The organism is Streptomyces sp. DSM 110735, from assembly GCF_016482685.1.
In the GTDB taxonomy this organism is placed as follows: Bacteria; Actinomycetota; Actinomycetes; order Streptomycetales; family Streptomycetaceae; genus Streptomyces.
Genome location: NZ_JACYHF010000044.1, coordinates 1 through 1,449, shown reverse-complemented (window position 1 = coordinate 1,449; position 1,449 = coordinate 1). Strand labels below are relative to the sequence as shown.

Below are 1,449 nucleotides of genomic sequence, written 5' to 3'. Positions count from 1 at the left end.
GGTGGGTGTCGCACCTTGGTGGGACCGCGTGCGCATCTTTGGCGGGGTGGCTGGTGCGGCTGGGTGGAGCCGTGTGCACACCTTCAGTGGGGTGGGTCCGGGGTGGGTCGTGGGGCTCGGCGGAACCGTGCGTGCGCTGCTGGCGGGATGGTTCGGCGGGACGGCGGGTGCCTGCCCTCCGGCGGGGTGGCTGTCGCGCCTTGGTGGGACCGCGCGCCCCTCGGGGTGACTGGGGGCGCCTCCTGGCCGGACCGCGTGCGCGTCTCGGCCGGACCGCGCGCCGGGTCGGCTCGCACCTTGTGCCGGTCGGCTCGCATCTTGTGCCGGGCTTGCTGGACCCTGCCGCAGGACCCGTTCGGACCCCGCGCAGGACCTGCTCGGGACCCGCTCACGCCCACGCAGGAGCCGCTCGGGGTTTCCGCAGGACCCGCCCGCTGCCCTCAGCAGGGTCGCTTGCGGAGTTCCATCACGTAGTCGTGCGGGGCGCCCGCGGACTCGGCGGCGTCGGCGATCTCGCCCAGGTAGCGGGCGGAGGGGAGACCGCCCTCGTAGCCGTTGAGGACGTACACCCAGGCGGGCTCCTCGCCGTCCAGGGTGTGCACGCGCGCCTTCAGGCGCCGGTAGACGCCGAGACCGACGCCCTCCCAGCGGTCCAGCGAGTCCTCGTCCATCGGCGCGAGGTCGTAAAGGCCGACGAAGACCTGCGCCCCGGGCTCCTCGACCAGCGTCGCGAGCGCGCCCTCCCAGCCGAGCTGCTCGCCGCCGAAGGTCAGCCGCCAGCCGTTCAGCCAGCCGGTCGCCCGCAGCGGGGAGTGCGGGGCGCGGCGCGACATCAGCCGCGCGTCGAGGTTGCCGGCGTAGGCGGCGTAGAGCGACATGGACCGAGGGTACGGCAGGGGGAAGCGGGGCTTCCGAAGCGGAAGGCGCCCGCGGGCGAGCGCCGCTCCCTCGTGCCTGGGAGACCCGGCGTGTGCCCTTCCGGGCGGGCGGGACGGCTGGGGGCGCGTTTCTTCCCGGCTGCTGAGACGCCCTCGGCGCGCCCCCGCGACCGACGGGAGGACCCGGTGCCGTCCCCGGCGCGTGGCCAAGCCACCGGGAGTCCGAGCCCCCGGGAGACCCGGTGCTGCCGCCTTCCGAGCTGCCCGGACGCCCTGGTGCGTGCCCTGCTGGGGCGGGGGAAGGCGGGCGCGTGCCCCTGCCGTTCCGTCGGGAAGCCGGTGCCCGTGCCTGCCGAACCGTCGGAGACCGGTGGTGGCCTTCCGGGTTGCCTGGAAGGTTCCGTTGTGCGCCCCTGCCGGGGCTCGGGTGGGTGGGCGCGTGCCCCTGCCGTTCGTCGAGGGGGGGGCGGTGCCCGTGCCTGCCGAACTGTCGCAGACCGGTGGTGGCCTTCCGGGTTGCCTGGAAGGTTCCGTTGTGCGCCCCTGCCGGGGCTCGGGTGGGTGGGCGCGT

The 1,449-nt window shown here is 75.6% G+C and carries 1 protein-coding gene; it reads right to left on the bottom strand.

The features are described 5' to 3' along the window. Positions 1-440: 440 nt before the first annotated feature. Positions 441-878 carry a gamma-glutamylcyclotransferase gene (locus tag IF655_RS30830; RefSeq protein ID WP_199588524.1) on the bottom strand — a complete coding sequence of 146 codons (438 nt, stop codon included), beginning with the start codon at positions 876-878 and terminating at the stop codon, positions 441-443. Positions 879-1,449 lie beyond the last annotated feature (571 nt).